Source organism: Aestuariivivens sediminis (assembly GCF_022662105.1).
GTDB lineage: Bacteria > Bacteroidota > Bacteroidia > Flavobacteriales > Flavobacteriaceae > Aestuariivivens > Aestuariivivens sediminis.
The window spans coordinates 16,913-35,083 of record NZ_JAKMCP010000008.1 but is presented as its reverse complement, the minus strand read 5'-3'; the positions used below and the strand labels follow the sequence as shown (position 1 = coordinate 35,083).

The 18,171-nt window shown below is 40.2% G+C and carries 14 protein-coding genes; 3 read left to right on the top strand and 11 right to left on the bottom strand.

Annotation, left to right across the window (positions count from 1 at the left end; genetic code table 11):
- The first annotated feature begins 2 nt into the window (after positions 1-2).
- Positions 3-2,000, top strand: coding sequence for a urocanate hydratase (locus tag MR054_RS15320; RefSeq protein WP_242158685.1), 1,998 nt, complete (start codon positions 3-5; stop codon positions 1,998-2,000).
- A gap of 348 nt (positions 2,001-2,348) precedes the next feature.
- Here MR054_RS15320 and nagB read toward each other — a convergent pair whose 3' ends face one another.
- From nagB to MR054_RS15300, 4 genes are all read right to left on the bottom strand, one after another.
- On the bottom strand, positions 2,349-4,277 hold the full coding sequence (gene nagB / locus MR054_RS15315) for a glucosamine-6-phosphate deaminase (protein ID WP_242158683.1): 1,929 nt from the start codon (positions 4,275-4,277) through the stop codon (positions 2,349-2,351).
- A gap of 12 nt (positions 4,278-4,289) precedes the next feature.
- Positions 4,290-5,615, bottom strand: a complete 1,326-nt coding sequence (locus tag MR054_RS15310) for a sugar MFS transporter (RefSeq protein ID WP_242158681.1) — start codon at positions 5,613-5,615, stop codon at positions 4,290-4,292.
- A 74-nt stretch (positions 5,616-5,689) separates the two neighbouring features.
- Complete coding sequence (locus MR054_RS15305; protein ID WP_242158679.1) at positions 5,690-6,784, bottom strand: phosphotransferase enzyme family protein; 1,095 nt, start codon at positions 6,782-6,784, stop codon at positions 5,690-5,692.
- Positions 6,781-7,689 (bottom strand): sugar phosphate nucleotidyltransferase, encoded by a 909-nt coding sequence (locus MR054_RS15300; protein WP_242158677.1) that lies wholly within the window; start codon positions 7,687-7,689, stop codon positions 6,781-6,783. The genes MR054_RS15305 and MR054_RS15300 overlap by 4 nt, the downstream gene beginning before the upstream one ends.
- Before the next feature lie 240 nt (positions 7,690-7,929).
- Between MR054_RS15300 and MR054_RS15295 the strand changes: the two genes are divergently transcribed.
- Positions 7,930-8,979 (top strand): LacI family DNA-binding transcriptional regulator, encoded by a 1,050-nt coding sequence (locus MR054_RS15295; protein ID WP_242158675.1) that lies wholly within the window; start codon positions 7,930-7,932, stop codon positions 8,977-8,979.
- A 2-nt stretch (positions 8,980-8,981) separates the two neighbouring features.
- Here MR054_RS15295 and MR054_RS15290 read toward each other — a convergent pair whose 3' ends face one another.
- The 3 genes from MR054_RS15290 to MR054_RS15280 form a co-directional block, all read right to left on the bottom strand.
- Positions 8,982-9,617, bottom strand: coding sequence for a sugar-binding protein (locus MR054_RS15290; protein ID WP_242158673.1), 636 nt, complete (start codon positions 9,615-9,617; stop codon positions 8,982-8,984).
- Positions 9,618-9,743: 126 nt separating this feature from the next.
- On the bottom strand, positions 9,744-10,937 hold the full coding sequence (kbl, locus tag MR054_RS15285) for a glycine C-acetyltransferase (protein WP_242158672.1): 1,194 nt from the start codon (positions 10,935-10,937) through the stop codon (positions 9,744-9,746).
- A gap of 10 nt (positions 10,938-10,947) precedes the next feature.
- Positions 10,948-11,898: an NAD-dependent epimerase/dehydratase family protein gene (locus MR054_RS15280; protein ID WP_242158671.1), complete on the bottom strand. Its 951-nt coding sequence runs from the start codon at positions 11,896-11,898 to the stop codon at positions 10,948-10,950.
- 176 nt (positions 11,899-12,074) lie between these two features.
- On the opposite strand from MR054_RS15280, the gene MR054_RS15275 reads away from it, so the two are divergent.
- Complete coding sequence (locus tag MR054_RS15275) at positions 12,075-12,536, top strand: Lrp/AsnC family transcriptional regulator (protein ID WP_242082373.1); 462 nt, start codon at positions 12,075-12,077, stop codon at positions 12,534-12,536.
- Positions 12,537-12,595: 59 nt separating this feature from the next.
- Here the strand turns inward: MR054_RS15275 and MR054_RS15270 are convergent, their stop codons facing one another.
- From MR054_RS15270 to MR054_RS15255, 4 genes are all read right to left on the bottom strand, one after another.
- Positions 12,596-14,155, bottom strand: a complete 1,560-nt coding sequence (locus MR054_RS15270) for an arylsulfatase (RefSeq protein ID WP_242158670.1) — start codon at positions 14,153-14,155, stop codon at positions 12,596-12,598.
- A 110-nt stretch (positions 14,156-14,265) separates the two neighbouring features.
- The gene (locus MR054_RS15265; protein WP_242158669.1) at positions 14,266-15,510 is read right to left on the bottom strand and encodes an NAD(P)/FAD-dependent oxidoreductase; all 1,245 of its coding nucleotides are present in this window, start codon (positions 15,508-15,510) and stop codon (positions 14,266-14,268) included.
- A 27-nt stretch (positions 15,511-15,537) separates the two neighbouring features.
- Positions 15,538-16,548 carry a 4-hydroxyproline epimerase gene (locus tag MR054_RS15260; protein WP_242158668.1) on the bottom strand — a complete coding sequence of 337 codons (1,011 nt, stop codon included), beginning with the start codon at positions 16,546-16,548 and terminating at the stop codon, positions 15,538-15,540.
- 10 nt (positions 16,549-16,558) lie between these two features.
- The gene (locus MR054_RS15255) at positions 16,559-18,082 is read right to left on the bottom strand and encodes an aldehyde dehydrogenase (NADP(+)) (RefSeq protein ID WP_242158667.1); all 1,524 of its coding nucleotides are present in this window, start codon (positions 18,080-18,082) and stop codon (positions 16,559-16,561) included.
- Between the last annotated feature and the right edge of the window lie 89 nt (positions 18,083-18,171).

Genomic DNA, 18,171 nt, shown 5'->3' with positions numbered 1-18,171 from the left:
TCATGACGTTTAAAGACCAAATTTTACAGGGCATCCCAACCATTTTACCGATTAAAAAACCATATCCAACCCATGCCAATAGAGCCCCAAAGCGAAAAGATATTCTAAACAAGTCCGAAAAGCAACTTGCCATACGTAACGCCCTGCGATATTTTCCAGAACAATGGCACAATGTCTTGGCCAAGGAATTTGCCGAAGAACTCAATGCTTATGGCAGAATATATATGTATCGTTTTAAACCGGATTATGACATGTATGCCAGGCCTATGGAAAACTATCCGGCAAAATCAAGACAAGCTGCGGCCATCATGCTCATGATACAAAATAACTTGAATCCTGAGGTTGCCCAACATCCGGAGGAATTAATTACCTACGGCGGAAATGGGGCTGTTTTTCAAAATTGGGCACAATACCTTGTAACCATGCAATATTTAGCAACCATGACCGACGACCAAACCTTACACATGTATTCCGGTCATCCCATGGGGCTATTTCCATCCTCTAAAAATGCGCCACGGGTGGTCGTGACCAATGGTATGATGATTCCCAACTATTCAAAACCGGACGACTGGGAAAAATTTAACGCATTAGGTGTTACCCAATATGGACAAATGACCGCCGGTTCATTCATGTACATAGGTCCTCAAGGTATCGTGCACGGCACCACCATTACCGTTATGAATGCTTTCAGAAAAATTTTAACCCCTGAGGAAGGGCCTGCCGGAAAAATATTTCTGACTGCTGGATTAGGGGGTATGAGTGGGGCCCAACCTAAGGCAGGAACTATTGCAGGGTGTATAACCATTTGTGCTGAAGTCAATGAAAAGGCAGCAAGGAAACGATACGAACAGGGATGGGTTGATGTTTTGGTGCACGCAATGGATGATTTAATAGTACGAACTAAGATGGCGCAATCAAAACATGAAGTGATCTCCATTGCCTATATTGGAAATGTAGTAGATGTATGGGAACGATTTTATGAGGAAGATATTTTTATCCATGTGGGATCCGATCAAACGTCACTTCATATCCCGTGGACGGGAGGTTACTATCCTGTTGGTATTTCATTCGAGGAATCCAATCGGTTGATTCGCGAGGAACCCGAATATTTTAAGGTTAAAGTCCAGGAATCATTGCGAAGACATGCAAATGCCATAAACAAACATGCCGAAAAAGGCACCTACTTTTTTGATTATGGTAATGCCTTTCTATTAGAAGCCTCTCGTGCCGGTGCTCAGGTTATGGATAAAAACAATATTGATTTTAAATACCCGTCCTATGTTCAGGATATATTGGGCCCCATGTGCTTTGATTATGGGTTTGGACCATTTCGATGGGTATGTACCTCGGGAAATCCATCGGATTTAGAACAAACAGACCACATTGCTATGGAAGTGCTTCAGGAGATTATGCAAAATGCCCCAGGAGAAATTCAACAGCAATTGCAAGACAACATAACCTGGATAAAAAACGCGAAACACAACAACATGGTGGTTGGTTCCCAAGCCCGTATTCTATATGCCGATGCAGAAGGTCGCACAAAAATTGCCAATGCCTTTAATCAAGCTATTGCAAAAGGCACCATTGGGCCCGTTGTATTAGGTAGGGATCATCATGATGTAAGTGGAACCGACTCCCCATACAGGGAAACCTCAAATATTTATGACGGGAGTAAATATACTGCCGACATGGCCATACAGAATGTGATTGGTGACAGCTTTAGGGGAGCCACCTGGGTGTCCATCCATAATGGCGGCGGTGTTGGTTGGGGAGAGGTGATTAATGGAGGATTCGGATTGTTACTGGATGGGACCAAAGAAGCTGAAAACCGCTTACAGAGTATGTTATTTTACGATGTTAATAATGGTATAGCAAGACGGAGCTGGGCCAGAAATGATGAAGCCATTTTTGCTATAAAACGGGAAATGGCACGTACCCCCTCTTTAAGGGTGACACTGCCCAATGCAGTTAATGATTCGCTACTGGAAAATCTCTTTTAGAATATTTCTTTTTAATTTGGAACCCGTTATGGACCATTCTCAGCTACAGGATGTTCACCTTGGTCGCATTCTAAATAGGGCTATCCTGGGTATATTTTAGAATCGGCGAGGAAAGAATTATGCCATGTAGTTTTAATTGACCTTTTCGGCTAAGCAAGAAGATCCAATATCAAAAAAAACAAAGCCTACAAAAATTTGTAGGCTTTGCACACCATTAATCAATCAAAGGGAGCTATAACCATATCAAGACGTTCAAGTTTCGTTAGGATTTCTGTCTTAAGGAATAATCAACTTAAAATGAACCTCAATGTTGTGTTTTAGGATATGGTATAATTTAAATTCTATACTCTAGTAATGCCATCTTACGAAAGCTTCAATAGCTGCATAATGCGCCAATCCTAACTGATTGTACAGCTCTGCGGTCTCCCGGTTTCTGTCCTCTGCTCGTTGCCAAAACTCCCTGCTATCACTGCCTTGAAAAACAACACCATCTTTTTGTGATTGATGCTTAAATATACCATTACGCTTTTGCAGCACTTGATCCGGACTCATGGGTACCGCCATTTCTATTTCATCGATACTCCATTCCTGCCATGCCCCTCTATACAGCCATAACCAGCAGTCATCCATAAACTTTTTAGGCTTTAATCGCTTGACGGCTTCAAAAACGGAATCCAAACATACTTTATGGGTACCATGGGGGTCTGCCAAATCTCCGGCCGCATAAATTTGATGCGGTTTTATTTTTTCAATTAAATCCATCGTGATTTTAATATCGCCCTCTCCAACGGGATTCTTTTCAATGGCTCCCGTCTCATAAAATGGCAATTCCATAAAATGGATACGTTCGTCAGGCAAGCCTACATAGTGACTCGTAGCTCTCGCTTCGCCTTTTCTAATTAATCCCTTGATATGGCGAACTTCAGGAATATCTATATCACTACTTTTCTTATTCTTGAGAAATTCTGAAGCCCTTTTGTAAATGTCTTCGGCTTCATCACTCTTAATTCCAAATTTCTCATTATAATCTATTACGAAATTAGCAAACCTGAGCGCTTCATCATCGGCCACGGCAATATTTCCAGAGGTTTGGTAGGCTACGTGCACTTCATGCCCTTGCTCATGAAGTCGGATAAACGTTCCTCCCATACTAATAATATCATCATCAGGGTGTGGACTAAAAATTAAAACACGCTTTTTGGCAGGTTCCGAACGCTCCGGACGTTTACTGTCGTCTGAGTTTGGTTTACCTCCGGGCCATCCCGTAATGGTATGTTGCACCTGGTTGAATATATTAATATTAATATCATAGGCTGGTCCCGAATCGGCCAAAAGGTCGCTCATACCATTCTCAATGTAATCCGCATCGGTAAGCATTAAAATTGGTTTTTTCAACTTGAGTGCCAGACCAAGAACTGCTTTTCTCACCATTTTATCAGACCAATCCACTTTTTCAACCAACCAAGGCGTTTCTATACGGGTTAGTTTGGAAGCTGCTGCCTTATCAATAACAAATACGGCATTATTGTGTTCCTGTAAGAACGATGCCGGTACTTGATTGGTAACCGGACCTTCTGCTGACGCTTTGATGATATTTGATTTACCTTCCCCCCAAGCCATTAAGATCACCCTTTTGGCCTCCATTATCTTTTTAACTCCCAGAGTAATTGCCGTTCTTGGGGTATTGGTCAAACCACCAAAATCTTTACTTGCCGCTACTCTGGTGATATGATCCAAAGCCACTAATCTCGTTCTTGAGTTTTGCAGTGATCCCGATTCATTAAACCCTATATGACCATTACCTCCAATGCCAAGGATTTGCATATCTATACCTCCCAAAGCCTCAATCTTTGATTCATAATCTGCACAAAACCCGGCAATATCCTCCTTAGGCAACATCCCATCCGGGATATGACAGTTCTCTGGCAGAATATCCACATGATTAAATAATAATTCTTTCATGAATCTTACATAACTGTTAATGGAGTCCGGTTCCATAGGATAGTACTCATCCAAGTTAAATGTAATCACATTCTTAAAACTCAATCCTTCTTCCTTATGCAATCGGACCAATTCTGCATACAATCCCTTTGGGGTAGACCCTGTTGCCAATCCTAAAACACAAGACTGATTACTCTTTTGTTTCGCTTTTATCAACTTAGCAATTTCACTTGCAACCTCAACAGAAGCTGCCTTTGAATCCTCGAAAATCACGGTATTGATATTTTCAAACCGCTTCTCAAAACCTGTAGCCTTGTCTGTACTACTCTTAATCATTTTACTATAAATTTATTTAGTTTTAATTTTTGTCCAACTTTTAATGTTATGACCCCATAGCGCAAAGAACAATATAATAACATAACATGGTATCAGTATCCAATAGCTATCTGTTGCAGCCATTGCGGTTGCTTCTGCCCTGTCGATACCACTGGCAATTAATTCGTGTTTATTGGCATCTACTAATCTTCCATATAATGGAGGTATAATCGCGCCTCCCGCGATGGCCATAATTAATAAAGCCGAAGCTGTTTTGGTGAATTTGCCTAAACCTTCCAGAGTTAATGGCCATACTGCGGGCCAAACCAATGCGTTAGCAATACCTAAGGCTGCGACAAACAAGACCGAAGTAAATCCTGTGGTAGACAGTATGCAAATACTGAAAATAATACCCAGTGAGGCACTTATTTTTAAGGCTTTATCCTGTTTAAGGTATTTAGGTATTAATAGGACGCCCAAAGCATAAGTCGCTACCATGGCCATAAGTGTAAAGGTGGTAAAAAACTTGGCATCTTCCGCAGAGAATCCCAACGAAATACCATATGCTATAATGCTATCCCCAGCAATAACCTCTGCTCCAACATACACGAATAAGGTTAATACTCCCAACCACAAATGGGGAAATTGAAAAATACTTGTTTTTGTAGTTTGACCAGCTTTTGGTTCTTGGGCAGGAGCCGCTTCAACATGGGGTAGTGGTGCTTTTCTGATGAGCAACCCTAAAACAAATAAGACCAGAGCCATTACTATGTATGGTGTTACCACACTATCGGCCATCGTATCCAGAAGCTGTCCCTTTTCAGCATCGGAAACGGATCCTAATTTTCCCTTAACCTCATCTATACCCGATAAAAGCAAGGCTCCAAATATTAATGATCCCATGGCGCCCGCCACTTTATTGGCTATTCCCATAATAGCGATACGCTTAGCACCACTTTCTATAGGCCCTAAAATGGTGATATACGGATTTGCTGCTGTTTGCAAAATGGTCATCCCTGCACCTTGTATAAAAATAGCTAGCAGAAACACCCCATAAGTTCTGGCCTCTGCAGCCGGTATAAACACTAAAGCTCCTAAACCCATAATAACCAATCCTAAAGACATCCCCTTCCGATACCCAATTTTATTCAAGAGGTAAGAAGCGGGTAAAGCCATAACCACAAACGAAATATAAGATGCAGATGCTACTAAATAGGACTGTGCCTCCGTTAACTCATTAATGGTTTTCATAAAGGGTATTAAGGCCCCGTTAATCCAGGTTACAAAACCGAATATAAAAAACAAGCCTGCTATTATTGCAATGGCTACCGTATTACTGCTTTTAGGTGGTTGTGTCATAATTTTAAGGTTTTAATGGTTTGGTTATTTGATTTACAATTTAATAAAAGTCTTATGTTTATTGGGTTAAATTATTAGTCCATAGAGTACACGTTTTTGGTTTTAATGACGTCCATCTGGTGAACCATGCTATCGATGAGTTTAAATTGATTTTTCGCCCTGTCCAGATTATGTTCAGGATATTTGGTTTTATAATATATATCATTATTTAAGTAATCGGTTAAAAATCGTAATGCCATAATAAAAATCATGGTCTTTGCCCCTATGGGTAAGGTGTTAATTTCTAATGGTGACAGGGTTGATGCCACTTTTTCTAAAAAACCCTTTTTATAGGCCCTGTAAAATTCTATATTAAAATGGACCAAGTCTAAATTGGTTTCATCCTCGGCAGCTGTATTGCAAATCGTTCTAATGGCATCCCCAAAATCATAATGCACCACACCGGGCATAACGGTATCGGTATCAATAACACAAAGTCCGTTGTCATGCTTATCGAATAGCACGTTGGAAATTTTAGTGTCATTATGGGTTACCCTTAGTTTTAGTTGACCGGATTCCTTTAATTTTTGAATGATATGCATTTCCTCCTTAAGTTCGGCAACCTTAAGCAAATAGACTCTCGCCTTTGACTTTCGATCTTCAGAAGCTACTTTTAGGGCTTGTTCAAACTGCCAAAATCGATACGGCATATCATGAAATTTTGGAATCACTTCAGTTAAATTGGACGTATCAAAATCGCTCGTAAGATTTAAAAAATTACCGGATAATTTTCCACCTTCATAAGCAATTTTCGCATTGCTAACGACGTCATGAGTAACACTATCTTTAATGTAAATCATGACATTCCAGTAATCCCCATGCTTATCCTTGTGATAATAATCCCCATTTTTAGCCTGAACAAACCTAAGGACCTGCCTATGCAGTTCTTCATCGGACAGGTAGGAAAGTTTATTTTGAATATGACGGCTTATGCTGACCTTATTGGACAGTAAGCCCGGGACATCTTTAAAAACAGAATGGTTTATACGTTGAACAATAAAGAACGGCTCCGCTTTGGTTTCAATTAAAAAAGTATCATTTATATGTCCGGAGGCTAGCTCCTTAAATGAAACATATTCAGAAGCATGCTTAAATTGATCGAACGTATAGATAAGTTGTTCTTGTGTCATGATGCCCACAAATTTTTAGGGTATACATGTGCTGCTTTTAAGTCTTGAATGGCCTTTTCAACAACGTCCTTGTCTTCCTTATAGGTTACCCCAAACCACTTGGCATTCGATTTCAATACCTCCACGGTTCCTTCTCCGGATTTTAAAATCTCATTAACTATGGTAGGAAGATAAAATTCTGCCTTTAAATCGGCATGGTTCTTTTCCAAAAAATCAATCAGGAGGTTTTCGGCAAAATCAAAACATCTAGGGGTAAACCCAAAAAAATTCATGGAAACCACGGTGTCCTCATCTATGGGGATCAAATCACCATGGTCATCTTTACGCATAAGTCGGCCATCAATCTTCTCAATATGCGTTCTTTCTGTCACACCCATTAAATAGCCCTTGGCACTCACCTCGCACTCCCCTCTCGAAACATACCCATGATCGGATACTGTATTCTTCAACAAATAGGCCATGGTTTTGAAATTAAAGGAGGTCTTGTCGGTTTCCATCAAGGCCTTTGCCATAACCTTAAAGGCTTCCCTTCCATAAAAATCATCGGCATTAATAATGGCGAAATTCTCTGTTACAACCGTTTTAGCCATAAGCAGCGCATGACCTGTACCCCAGGGTTTTACGCGATCTGGATTTCTATATTTTTCAGGTACATTTTCAAGCTCTTGAAACACATATTCTACCTCAGCTTTTCCGTCTAATTTTTTATTGAATATCGTCTTGAATTCTTTTTCAAAACTTTTACGTATAATAAATACAAACTTGCCAAATCCACTCTGAAGGGCATCATAAAGTGAAAAATCAATTATGGAATCCCCTTCAGGGGTAAACGCATCCATTTGTTTCAGACCCCCGTAACGACTTCCCATTCCAGCTGCCAAAATTACAAGTGTGGGTTTATCCATAATTTTATATTTAAGCCATTCATTCCCATCACAATGATATCATTAAATGCATTAAATCACTAATAAACAAGGCTTTATAAGTAATATAAACACGATATAAATCACCTTCAGGACACGAAACTACGTAATAAAATTCAATAAAAAAAGAAAAATATTAAAAAAGTGTGTTCGAGCACACTATTTTGATGTTTTATAAATATCCACTTATCGGTACATTAAAAATCTTTACCTTTGCAGTGGATGAAAAAATACACCATTAAAGATATCGCTGAGTTAGCTGGAGTATCAAAGGGGACTGTAGATCGTGTTATCCATAAGAGAGGTAAGGTTTCAGAAGCAGCTTTAAAAAAAGTTGAAAACATACTTAAGGATATTGACTACCAGCCTAATCTGATCGCCCGAAGTTTAAAGAACAATAAAAATATTCTTTTATGTATACTCATGCCTGATCCTAAAATTGACCCTTACTGGAAACCATGTATAGAGGGCATAGACGAAGCGAGTCATGAATTCTCACCATTTGGTGTCACCATAAGGTACGTTTATTTTAATCCCTTTAACAAAGACAGTTTCGTAACACAAAGCCAGCTGGCTTTAGACCCCAGTTTTGATGGTGTTTTATTAGCACCCCTATTCCAAAAGGAATCCATTACGTTTATCGAGGCATGTGAAAAACAAGAAAAGCCTTATTTTTTGTTTAATAATGACTTAAAAGATGCCGACTCACAAAACTTTATAGGTCAGGATCTTTTTCAAAGTGGGAGAATAGGCGCTAAACTCATCCACTCTACCTTGAAAGATAATGCCGAAGTTGCCATAATACATATCGATGAAATTTTTAAAAACGCAACCCATATGCAGGAAAAGGAAAGAGGGTTTCGAAGTTATTTTAATGAATTAGAAAATGGCCACTTTAATATTAGAGCCTATAAGTTAAAACATAGAAATGCGAATAACCTAAAGAAGACCATTAAATACTTTATAGATACGCATCCGGAAATAAATGGTTTTTTTGTAACCAACTCTAAAATAAATTTATTGGCCGCACTTTTAAACAAAAACAGGGAGCGAACTTGTGTTGTAGGCTACGATTTATTACCGGAAAACCTGCATTTTTTAAAAACAGGCGTGATTGACTATTTAATTCATCAAAACCCCAGGCAGCAGGCTTACTTAGGAGTCACTTTTTTATCCGATTATTTATTATTCAATAAAGTAATCCCTAACAAAAATCTTATTCCCATCGATATTGTGAACTCCGAAAATTTTATGGGTTACATAAAAAGGTAATTTCAATCCTCTAAGTGCAAAATTCCAAAGGATGATGCGATGTGAAAGTCTGGTGTTTTGGTGTTTGGATCTATCCAAGTTATCCAAGCCGGCTCATAACGCCCGTCGCTTTGTTTGTGATATTTAGCCCTGTAAATTCCGGCTTCAATAACATTTTCATTGATTAATTTAAAGGCCTTAAGAGAGGTCATACTAATGGCACCCTCTACCGTAAAGCCTTTACTATCGAACGATGACTGCACATTAATATCGCTTTTAGGCCAATCCCAGTTAAAATCAAATTGCCGGTTAGGTTGGGCTATAAAATCCATAATTCTAGGCGATGGATCTATTTCTAAGCAGTAATATGGTCTTAAGTTTTTATCCTGCCTGAAAAATAACTCCACCCGATCTGAATTGTTAATACTGGCCTTAGTATCATCTTTTTGGTCTATGTATACATCGGTGTCTTTTACCCTGAAATAAAAAAACAAATGCTTAGAATTATGGAGCACTCTAAATTCTATTGGGGCTATTTCCTTTTGATCCCATGGCGATTTAAAATCGGATAGTACATGAGCCTCCATCCAATAAGGAGAGTCCCCATTCCCATTAATACAAAAGTCTTCCGAAACTCGATTTACCTGATATATGTCCATCCATTTTGGAATTAAATATATATATTGATCACCAATTATAATACATTTAAATTTAACCCTTAAGTTTTATTAAAAAAAATGAGCTTTCGAACAAGCTCATCTATAAAAATGCGTCATGTTATCCGCTTATATTACGTTTAATTCTTTACCAACTTTAACAAAGGCATCTACAGCTTTATCTATGTGATCTGTCGTATGCGCTGCAGACAACTGCACCCTAATCCTTGCCTTTCCTTTAGGCACCACCGGATAAAAGAAACCAATGACATAGATGCCTTCTTCCAGAAGCTTATTGGCCATGATTTGGGATAATTTAGCATCGTACAACATCACTGGAACGATGGCGGCATCAGCTCCAACCAAATCAAAACCTGCAGCTTCCATCTTAGTTCTAAAATACCTCGTATTATCTTCCAATTTATCACGAAGGGACGTGTCACGCTCTAAAATTTCAAACACTTTTAATGAAGCCCCAACTATAGCCGGAGCCAGAGAATTTGAGAACAAATAGGGCCTTGAACGCTGACGTAACATTTCTATAATTTCCTTCCTTCCGGTTGTAAAACCGCCCATAGCTCCTCCAAGCGCTTTACCTAATGTTCCGGTAACTATATCTACGCGTCCCAAAACATTTTTTAATTCAATAGTCCCGCGGCCTGTCTTCCCAATAAAACCGGAGGCATGACATTCATCTACCATAACCAGGGCGTCATATTTATCGGCTAAATCACAAATTTTATCCAACTGGGCAACGACACCATCCATAGAGAACACGCCATCTGTAACAATAATCTTAAATCGATGGTTTTGTGCATTAGCCTCCATCAATTTGGCTTCCAGATCGGCCATATCGTTATTGGCATATCTGTACCGTGCGGCTTTACATAAACGGACACCATCAATAATGGAAGCATGATTTAAAGCATCCGAAATAATAGCATCCTCAGCATTCAATAAGGGTTCGAAAACACCGCCATTAGCATCAAAGGCGGCCGCATAGAGTATGGTATCCTCACTATGGAAAAACTCCGCAATTTTAGCTTCCAATTGTTTATGTATGTCCTGGGTACCACAGATAAAACGAACCGAGGACATACCATAGCCGTACCTGTCCATGGTATCTTTAGCTGCCTGTATGACGTCTTTGTTATTAGACAGGCCTAAGTAATTATTGGCGCAAAAATTAATAACTTCCTCACCGGTCGACACTTTTATAACGGCATCTTGTGATGTTGTTATAATGCGCTCATCTTTAAACAAACCCTCTTTTTTAATGGACTTCAATTCCTCTTGTAAATGCTCCTTAATCTTACCGTACATCTTGATATTTTTATGCGATTACTGAATTATAATACCTTTTTAAATTGTCAATCATGACTTGAGACATGGTATCCAAATCGTATTTTGGCTTCCAACCCCAGTCCTCTCTTGCTTTAGAATCGTCAATACTCATAGGCCAGGAATCGGCTATTTTCTGTCTAAAATCCGGTCTGTAGGTTACTTCGAAATTAGGATATGATTTTTTAATGGACCGCACTATTTCTTCCGGACTAAAACTCATTCCTGCAAGGTTGTATGCCGTCCTAACGGATAAATTTTTGGAAGGCGCTTCCATAAGCTCCATACTCGCCCTTACGGCATCGTCAATATAAATCATGGGTAATCTAGTTGAGGCCTTTAAAAAACAGTCAAAAGGTTCTCCTTTAACGGCTTTGTGATAAATATCAACTGCATAATCCGTGGTCCCTCCACCCGGTAAGGATTGATGACCAATAATGCCCGGATAGCGAATGGATCGCACATCTAGATCATATTTGTTAAAATAATAATTGGCCCAATTCTCACCTGCCACTTTACTGACACCATAAACGGTAAGTGGAGACAAATTAGAGGATTGTGGTGTATTCATACGCGACACATTAGGTCCAAATACGGCAATTGAACTCGGAAAGAAGACGCGCTCTACGCCTAACAATCTCGACACCTCTAAAACATTAAAAAAAGTGCTCATGTTAATCTCCCAGGTCTTAAGTGGAGTAGCCTCTCCTTTTGCGGACAGTATCGCTGCCAAATGGTATATCCGGGTAACTTTATATGTCCCAACAATGGTTTTCAGTGCCTCTAAATTGGTGACATCCAGCGTCTCAAAAACACCCTTAAATGATTTGTTGAATTGCAAATCTGATGCAATAACATGTTCGGCCCCAAACTTAAGCTGTAAGGCCTTGGTAAGCACAGCGCCCAACTGTCCGCTGGCGCCTGTTACTAATATGCGTTCCATTGTCCTTTTATTACATAAACCCTATAGTACAAAATTAACAATTAATGTAATATCATGATTTTTTTACCTTTAATTTAAAATTAAAAAAGTATTTTTATCTTTATTTTTAACTATTCTAAGTGTTTTTAACTTTAATGGTTTTAAAACGTATTCAATTGGAGTAAAATCATCCGCATATGGAAAAGCTCGATTCAACTGATTTAGACATTCTGAGAATTCTGCAAAAGGATTCCAAGAAAACAACCAAGGAAATCGCTGAAACATTAAATCTTACCCCATCGCCCGTTTATGAGCGTATTAGAAGACTGGAAAAAAAAGGTTTTATTAAAAGGTACGTTGCCCTTTTGGATAAAAAACTGGTAAAAAAGCCCATCACGGCCGTTTGCATGGTGTCCTTGCGCTATCACAATGAGGGATTCATTGACAAATTTGACAAACAAATACGGGCGCTCAGCGAAGTTCAGGAGTGCTACCATATGGCAGGGAAAGTCGATTTTTTTTTGAAAATAAATATTGAGAGTCTGGATGCCTATCACGACTTTGTGCGATCAAAGCTTTCAAAAATTGAAAACATAGGGGTTCTGGAAAGTTATTTTGTTTTAAAAGAGATTTTACACACCACAGAATACAATATTTAAAAGGATAAACAAACCATTTCTGTGTACATAAAAGCCTCCACTTTAAAGGTGTATTCCAATCATGGCTCATGTGCTGTTAATTCCTCAAGAGCAGGTATTAAAAAACTTTTGTTTTTAGGTGTTCGATGTTCTTTTTGAATAATCGCCATAAATTTTTCAATCAGTTCCGGATGACTATTCGATATATCATTTTGCTCAGACAGGTCTTTTTCCAAATCATATAACTCGACATGTGTATTTCCCTTTTTCATCTCTTTCCAGATCATTTTCCATTGCCCCATGCGTAAGGCAACCTGACCATCATATTCCGGAAATTCCCAATATAAATAATCATGTTGTTCCTGTTTATCACCTTGTGTGAGCGTATTTAAAAAACTTATACCATCTATGGTTTCTGGAACTGTTGCCCCTGCGACCTCGCTTAAGGTAGGCATGACATCCCAAAAGGCAGAAATATGATCAGTGGTCGTGCCCGGCTTAATATGATCGGGCCAAGAAGCAATCATAGGGACCCGTATACCGCCCTCATACACAAACCCCTTACCTCTTCCATGACCACTCTCAAATGGTTTGGCACTATCAAACCAGGGCGAATCTGCTCCGCCAGCGTAGCTCGGTCCGTTATCGGAAGAAAATATGATTAAGGTGTTCTCGTATGTTCCTGTTTTCTTTAAATGCGCTATGAGTTTCCCTATATTCTCATCTAAATAAGACACCATTGCCGCATAAGTGGCATGCGGGTAACGCACTGGAAAATAGCCGTTTTGTCCCAGATAAGGCGCTTCTTCTCCAAATTTTTGCACATAATAATCGACCCATCGTTTAGGGGCCTGCAAAGCGGCATGGGGTATTGGTGTGGCCCAATACATAAAAAATGGCCCGGATTTAAGCCGATCGACAAAATTTATCATTTTTTCAAAAGACACCTCCGGAGCATAATAGGGTTGGTTGAATTTTGCATAAGATGCCTCATCATAAGGATCATCCTCAGGAGTGAATTTAGTGTGTGGTGGTACCGTATCATTGGCTAAATGATACCGGACTTCATTTTCATAAAGATGTAAGGGATTATAAGTGTGCGCGATGCGCTGACAATTATATCCAAAGAAATAATCAAATCCCATCTTAGTTGGAATCGATTCGGTATGCGGTGCTCCTAACCCCCATTTCCCGAACATACCAGTAGTATATCCGGCTTTTTTCAACAACTCCGGTAATAGCACGACATCTTTGCCTATGGGTGCCTGACCCTCAAGCGTAGAATCCTTAACCATCTTTATATAATCCCATACCTCGCCCCGACTGCGCCATGCATCATTTCCCCTTATGGGGGAATGTCCCAGATGCATACCAGTTAAAAGTGTCGCCCGTGCCGGGGCACAAACAGGAGCTCCGGAATAGTGTTGGGTAAACAACATCCCCGACTGTGCTAAGGCATCGATATTCGGGGTTTCGATTTTTTCCTGTCCATAAGCCCCAACTTCGGCATAGCCCAAGTCGTCTGCCAGGATGTAAATAATATTTGGCTTAATTTCCGCTGTTGCATCATTTTTAATTTTTGAATTGCATGACATCAATCCAATACCAACCAGAACTAAATAGAACACTTTAAAATCCATAACTGTGATTTAAAAAAACATTTGTCGCTAATTTACAAATCAAAAACAGATGACGCCCAAATTCTTTTTAAATCTTAAAGGGCATTCCATAAAACGGGACAAACGACATCTTAAAACCTCCTGTCGGGACTAAAGGGTTGTACGTTTAGTGTAGTCTTCTTATTCAAAATAATTTCAGCAACCAGCTTTCCTGTTGCAGGACCCAGACTCCATCCCATCATGGCATGGCCTGTTGCTATTGTTAAATTCTTACATTTTGAAGATTTCCCAATATAGGGCAGCCCATCGGGAGTACAAGGCCTCAAACCACATTGCGCTGCATTTTTTGCTTCCTTATTAATCTCCAGTCCCTTATAATAATTTTGAGCAGCATTGGCAATGGCCTCAACGCGTTTAGGGATAATATCGTGATTAATTCCGCTAAGTTCCATCGTACCGGCAAAACGCGTGAAACCATCCATTGGTGTTACGGCTACCCGAGCTTCACACAAAATTGCAGGATAGGATATTCCTGTTTTCTTCTGAACGTCAATTCTATACCCCTTACCTGCTTGCAGCGGAATGTTTATACCAAGCTTTTTAGTTATTCCGGGACTCCAGCTACCTGCTGCTAAAATCACCTCATCGGCAATTAATGTTTGCTTATCTGTTATTACCCTTTGAATGACCCCATTGGAAACTTCAAGAGGCTTTACCGTTTCATTTTTGTAAAACATAACGCCCTTGGTTTTTAAATAGGAGATCATTTCCTTCATAAAGTCATGGGGAGTCATATGCGCATCACAACTGTAATACACAGCACCCTTTATATCCAGATTAACATGAGGCTCCAATACATCAACTTCCTTTTTAGATAAGTGTTTCACTTCAAAGCCCTCTTGAATACCACGTTTCCCAACTTCCCATTCCTCTTCCCCTACCTGTTCTGTTTTATAACACATGAGTAAACCCTTGCGCTCGTAATGAAATTTAAGATCTTCAGACTGTTTCAAATCCTCATATAAATCCCTGCCCAATAAACTAATATGTTTTAAAACCGGGATAGAAGCCTCCACTTTAGATGGTATAGCCGATCTTTTAAAGGCCAGGCTCCATTTAAAAAAATCTAAATCCAATCTCGGTTTAACATATAAGGGGCTGGAAGAATTAAGCAGCCATTTCATGCTTTTCGAAATAACCCCGGGAGAGGCCAGGGAAATAAAATGACTGGGGGATATGTAACCCGCATTGACATGGGAGGCCCCGGCATCCATATAGCCCTGGTCTACAATAGTAACATGGCAGCCTTCGTTAAGCAAATAATACGCGGAACACAGCCCTATAATTCCACCACCAATAATGACACAGTTTTTCATGCAGTTAAAATTAATGTCAAATATACATTATATGACCTGAAAACCATGGGCATAAGGATCGTCTTCCGTGTCGATTGTAATGGTATTATGACCAAAAATTTTGGCCCAGCCTGTAATACTTGGGATTATCGCTATTTTGTCCCCTATGGTTGAGACTTGCTCAATGCGACTCACAAACTTGCTTCCAATAAAACTTTCATGAATGTATGACTCACCCTCCTTTAAAAGGCCCTTTGAGTATAACTGTGCCAATCGAGCAGACGTTCCTGTACCACAGGGGCTTCTATCTATAGCCTTATCTCCATAAAACACAGCACTCCTGCCGGAAGAGCTCGGGTCTATCACATCGCCTGTCCATAGCAAATGACTGACATCCCGTATGGTATCATTCTCCGGATGAACAAATAGATTTGGGTACTTTTCATTAATACGTTGTCTTAACACTTGTGAATACTCCACTATTTTAGCTGCCGAAAGTGATTGTACCCCTTCAAAGTGGTTCTGTGGATCTATTATAGCATAATAATTGCCCCCATAGGACACGTCGAAGATGATATCTCCCAATTCCGGACATTCAACGGTTAGGCCCTCTGCAGCCAAAAAACTTTTAACATTAGTAAATTTCACCCAGTCAACTTTAGACCTGGTCTGTTGATATTCAATATGGATCAACCCTGCCGGGGCCTCCATTCTAATTTTACCGGGAATTTTAGGGTGGATCAACCCCTCTTCGATACCTATGGTAATCGTTCCTATGGTACCATGTCCACACATGGGTAAACAGCCGGAAGTTTCTATAAATAATATGGCAACATCATTTGCCGGATCGTGGGGTGGATATAGTATGCTGCCACTCATCATATCATGTCCGCGCGGCTCGAACATTAGGCCTGTTCTAATCCAATCATATGCGCTTAAAAAGTGTCGGCGCTTTTCACTCATATTTTTGCCATGAAGTTCAGGGCCACCTTCAGCAATAACCCTCACCGGATTTCCACAGGTATGGGCATCTATACAAACAAATGTACTTTTACTCATGATTGATTAGCTACTGTAACGCTTTAGGCAATAATACCTTTGGAAATGACTGATAGCATAGTGGTCTCACCCATCGCTTGATAGCATGAGTGCCTACTGCCGTAAACCTTGAATCTGTCGATGCAGGATAGGGCCCGCCATGGTGCATAGACGGACAAACTTCAACACCTGTGGGTACACCGTTAAAGATTAGTCGTCCCACTCTATTTTCGAGGGCGTCAACCACCTCATAAAGTTCGCCATACTCTTCCTCTTCGGCTATGATGGTACCCGTTAACTGACCCTCTAAATTATTGATAACTTCCAATAATTCCTCTCGATCCTTACATCTTACGACTATGGTGAATGGTCCAAAGACTTCCTGGCTGGTTTTCGGATTTTCTAAAAAATCGGTTCCTGAAACCGTAGCCACTAATGACGGCGCATAATTGGGTTCAAGAATCCCTTCAAGTTTACCTACAACCTCAACTCCTTTCTGGGCAATCACCTCTGCTCCATGTTCTACAAAGCCCTTTTTTATATCTGGATGTAACATACACTGGGCTTCAATCGCTATCGTTTTTTCGGCAAGATCCTGAATAAACTCATGGGTTTTATCACTTTCAACGGTTAATATCAAACCCGGATTGGTACAAAATTGCCCGGTACCCAGTGTAATGGAACCGGCATAGTCTTTTGCGATGTCCTCTGCTCTATTATTTATGGCTTTTAAGGTGATAACGACCGGATTTATACTTCCCATTTCGGCGAAAACCGGAATGGGCTCTGCCCTGCGAGAGGCTAAATCAAACAGGGACCGACCACCGGAAATGCTACCTGTAAAACCAACGGCCTTAACTTTAGGATGTTTCACTAAAGCAGCACCAATGCTTTTACTCTGCCCCATAATATTGGAAAATATCCCATTGGGCATGCCTGTTTTTTTTGCGGCCTTAACCACAGCCGAAGCCACGAGTTCTGACACCCCCGAGTGCATGGCGTGGGCTTTTACAATGACGGGGCATCCCGCGGCCAATGCACTGGCCGTATCGCCTCCGGCAGTGGAATAGGCCAACGGAAAATTACTGACGGCAAAAACGACAACAGGTCCTAAAGGAACCAGGGTTTTTCGCAAATCGGGTTTTGGCACTGGCTGTCTATCTGGAATGGCTTTGTCGAATGAATTGTTCCTCCAATCCTCATTGGAAACCAATTCTGCAAAAGAACGCAATTGAAATATCGTTCTTCCGCGCTCACCAATGGCGCGCCCTTCGGGCAAACCGGATTCTATAGTATAAACATCTATCAATTCTTGATCTAATGCTAAAATTTCATCTGCAATGGCATTTAAAAATGCAGCCCTTTTGGCTCCCGAAATTTTGCGATACACCTTAAAAGCATCCCATGCTAAGGCAACGGCATCCCCGATTTCTTCATCTGTGGCTTCGTAAAATGGTATCGGTGTCGGTGTATTTAATTTTGGATTGAAGGTATGGTAGGTTCGAGTTCCCCTGGCCGACAAGGTATTCCCTATATAATTCTTTCCTGTAATCATAATTACTGATTTTGTGTTAGGGGTTTAGTCATACAACAACGATGCTCCGTACGGGCCTGTTTCGACACTTCCGATAACCATCGGTAAAT